Annotated in this window: 4 protein-coding genes; all 4 read right to left on the bottom strand. The window is 31.4% G+C overall.

What is annotated here, in order from left to right; all coding sequences use genetic code 11:
• Nucleotides 1-131: 131 nt before the first annotated feature.
• The 4 genes from gldD to mutY are packed head-to-tail and all read right to left on the bottom strand — an operon-like array spanning nt 132 to nt 3507.
• On the bottom strand, nt 132-701 hold the full coding sequence (gene gldD / locus DIU01_RS12730) for a gliding motility lipoprotein GldD (RefSeq protein ID WP_290835033.1): 570 nt from the start codon (nt 699-701) through the stop codon (nt 132-134).
• Nucleotides 694-1992 carry a gliding motility-associated protein GldE gene (locus DIU01_RS12725; protein WP_290835032.1) on the bottom strand — a complete coding sequence of 433 codons (1299 nt, stop codon included), beginning with the start codon at nt 1990-1992 and terminating at the stop codon, nt 694-696. Before DIU01_RS12725 ends, gldD begins: the two co-directional genes overlap by 8 nt.
• 15 nt (nt 1993-2007) lie before the next feature.
• Nucleotides 2008-2436: a single-stranded DNA-binding protein gene (locus DIU01_RS12720; RefSeq protein WP_290835030.1), complete on the bottom strand. Its 429-nt coding sequence runs from the start codon at nt 2434-2436 to the stop codon at nt 2008-2010.
• Between the two features lie 33 nt (nt 2437-2469).
• Nucleotides 2470-3507: an A/G-specific adenine glycosylase gene (gene mutY / locus DIU01_RS12715; RefSeq protein WP_290835029.1), complete on the bottom strand. Its 1038-nt coding sequence runs from the start codon at nt 3505-3507 to the stop codon at nt 2470-2472.
• Nucleotides 3508-3546: the final 39 nt, after the last annotated feature.

The raw sequence follows: 3546 nt of genomic DNA, 5'->3' as shown, positions 1-3546 counted from the left end.
AGCGTCAGATGTGTATAAGAGACAGTTATAAAGGTAGTTCAAACTTATTGTTGTTTAACTTTTTTAACAAATAATTAAACAAAGTTTGATGTTTTATAAACAATTGAAAATAAGACATTAATAGTTGTAAATTACTTCCACTTCAACGATTCCATCAAGTTTTGCATGTCGTTTTTAATGTAATCTGCGGCAGGCATTATGGAGTCAAAATTAGGCTTAGCGTAGAAATAAACCGATCCAGTTACAAAGTGTTTAATGCTATCAGTTACATAAAATTGGTTGTTGGTAGCAGCATTTCCGCCTACTTGATAGAACATTCCGTACACTTTTTGGTCGTTGTTTATAAAGGGTTGCTCGAGAATATCATCGGCTTTAATAACGTGTTCGTAAGTTAGTTTTTGAGCATCTTTTAGTAATTTCTCAATATCTCCGTTTACAGTTTTATAAGTCAAATAAATAGTTGCCTTCATTTTAGGATACGTTATCGTAAATCCACAATCAGTTTTCTCAGTAATTACAGCATCCGAATTTAAATTAAAAGTAAACGGACAATGATTTTCAAACGCTGCATATTTGGCAACTTTGTAATCCAATCGCAATTGGCTGGTTGGCTTTGGTAAAACTTCGTCTTTGCAACTTGTAAAAAGCAATAGACTTAAAACTAAAGTTACTCCTATTATATATTTAAAATTTTTAAGCATCAATGGTTACTTTTATTTGTTTAACTCTTTTTTTATCAACTACTTCTATTGTAAAAAGACAATTTTCAAAATTAATCTTTTGTCCTTTTTTAGGGAAATTACCTAATATTTCCAAGATAAAACCGGCTAAAGTTTCGGCTTCTCCTTTTCTTATTTCAAATGAATTTTCGTCAACATCAATAATTCGATAAAAATCTTTCAGGTTAATTTTACCTTCAAACAGGAAATTTTTATCATCAATTTGAGAATAATTAATGTTTTCATCATCAAATTCGTCACTAATGTCACCAACAATTTCTTCAATTACATCTTCAAGCGATACAATTCCAGATGTTCCGCCATATTCGTCAACCACGATTGCTAAGTGACTTTTCATACTTTGGAAATCTTTCAATAAGTCGTCCAACTTTTTATTTTCTGGAACAAAAAATGGTTCGCGCAGCAATGTTTTCCAATCAAATTCTTTTTTGTTTATATGCGGAATCAAATCTTTAATAAACAAAACGCCTTCTATATGATCTATATTGTCTCGGTAAACCGGAATTCGTGAATATTCTTTGGCGACAATCTTAGGATAAATCTCGGCAAAAGTTTCATCGATGTCTAAAGCAAATAAATCTATCCTCGGACTCATGACTTGTTTTGTATCGGTGCTACCAAAAGAAACAATGCCTTCTAGTAATTTTTGTTCTTCTTGAGTAGTATCATCAGATGAAGTTAATTCTAACGCTTGCGATAATTGATCTACAGAAAAATTGGTTTTTTGTTTGCCCAATTTCTCCTGAATATAATTGGTGCAAGCACGCATTGGCAAACTTATCGGCGAAAGCAATTTGTCTAAAACAGATAACGGATAGGTTATCAAAAGCGCAAATTTTATATTATTTCTACTGGCATACACTTTAGGGATAACTTCGCCAAAAAGCAAAAGTAAAAAAGTAACGAGAATTACTTCAACAATAAATTTTAAAAGAGTAGATTCAATTACTGAAAAAACACCATTTAAGGAATAGGAAAAAAGAATAACAACACCAATATTTATAAAGTTATTGGCCACTAATATGGTAGCCAATAATTTTTTAGGTCTTGCTAGTAATTCATTTATAATGTTTGCTTTGGATGAATTTTTCGAGTTTAATTCATCTAAATCAGATTGACTTAAAGAAAAAAGTGCCACTTCTGAACCGGAAATCATTGCTGAAAAAAAGAGCAGAATTATAATCCCAATAATGCCAAAAAGCAAGTTGGTATCAAGATTTGCTAATAATTGAAAACTGGGCTCTGGGTCCAAATTTTATTTTATTGGTTAATAATCATTTTCGATTCCCGAATTTGATCCGTCAAAGTTAGGGTTTTTTGAATCAGAACCAGAAATTTGTTTGTTTCCGTCAGTATCTTTTTTAACATTCAAAAAAGTAAACTCAGTAACCTGAATCTCTGTTGTATATTTTGTAGTTCCGTCTTCGGCTTGCCATTGACGTGATTTTATTCTACCTTCAACATAAATTTTATCGCCTTTTGTTAAGTATTTTTCACAAATTTCGGCCGCTTTATTTCGCACAACAAGATTATGCCACTCGGTAGAAGTGATTTTTTCGTTAGTGCTTTTGTTGATGTAAATTTCGTTTGTAGCTAGTGGAAATCTTCCAATACAATTTCCGCCTTCAAAATAATGCATTTTAATATCATCACCAAGATGACCAATTAGCATAACTTTATTCAATGTTCCGTTCATGATTTAGCAATTTGTGAAATTCAAAATTACGAATTAAATAGAATACTTTTCAATAAAATTGTAAATTACTACCGGAAAAGGATAATTTTTCAATGAATCCAATGGTGTATTACTTGTAATTTCTAGCGTTACATCGACTTTGTAAAAATTTATATGTAATTTTTGATGTGACAATTTATGGATAATTTGCGTTTCATTGTACTTTGATACCGATACAATTCCTAGATTTGAATACATTTCGTGAATTCTATTTTCTATAGTTTCAAAATTTAGCTCTTCATTACTTTCTATAACAGGAAATTCATATAGGTTGTGCCAAATACCTTTATCAATTCTCTTGTTAATAATGGTATTGTTGTGATTGTCTAAAAATAGTAAGTAGTTAAAAAATCGATTAGTGACTTTGGTTTTCTTCAATTTAACAGGAAGTTCGGCCACTTTTTTCTTTTGTAAAGCAGCGCAACTCGAGTTAAAAATACAAATTCCACAATTCGGATTTTTAGGAACACATTGCAATGCTCCAAATTCCATAATTGCTTGATTAAATAAAGCTGGATTATCATTCGGAATCAATTCTTTTGCCAAAGCAGAAAATTCTTTTTTAGCCGAACTCGATGCAATATCGGTTTCAACATCAAAATACCGTGCTAAAACTCTAAACACATTTCCATCAACAACCGGAACAACTTCGTTAAAAGCGAAAGAAGCAATTGCCGCTGCGGTATATTCACCAATTCCTTTTAGTTTTAATAAATCGGAATAGTTGTTTGGAAAATTTCCGTTTAGTTCAAATGCTATAATTTGAGCCGTTTTGTGCATGTTTCTAGCTCTCGAATAATATCCTAATCCTTGCCAAAGTTTTAAAACTTGCTCTTCATCGGCTTTCGCCAAATCAAAAACAGTAGGAAAAGCTTCCATAAATGCATGAAAATAAGGCATTCCTTGTGCAACACGCGTTTGCTGAAGCATGATTTCTGATAGCCAAATAGGATAAGGGTTGGTAGTATTACGCCAAGGTAAATCGCGTTTATTTTGTAAATACCATTGCAATAATGAGTTAGAAAAAGTCATAATTAATTTTAGGTTAGCAAAAGTAAATCTTTATGTGAT

It is taken from the genome of Flavobacterium sp., from assembly GCF_003525665.1.
Taxonomy (GTDB): Bacteria; Bacteroidota; Bacteroidia; order Flavobacteriales; family Flavobacteriaceae; genus Flavobacterium.
The sequence above is the reverse complement of the archived record's forward strand: the minus strand, read 5'-3'. Positions and strand labels throughout refer to the sequence as shown.

Coding starts and splice junctions, on each gene's coding strand:
- gldD (WP_290835033.1), bottom strand. CDS start 701: ATGCTTAAAAATTTTAAATATATAATAGGAGTAACTTTAGTTTTAAGT.
- DIU01_RS12720 (WP_290835030.1), bottom strand. CDS start 2,436: ATGAACGGAACATTGAATAAAGTTATGCTAATTGGTCATCTTGGTGAT.
- mutY (WP_290835029.1), bottom strand. CDS start 3,507: ATGACTTTTTCTAACTCATTATTGCAATGGTATTTACAAAATAAACGC.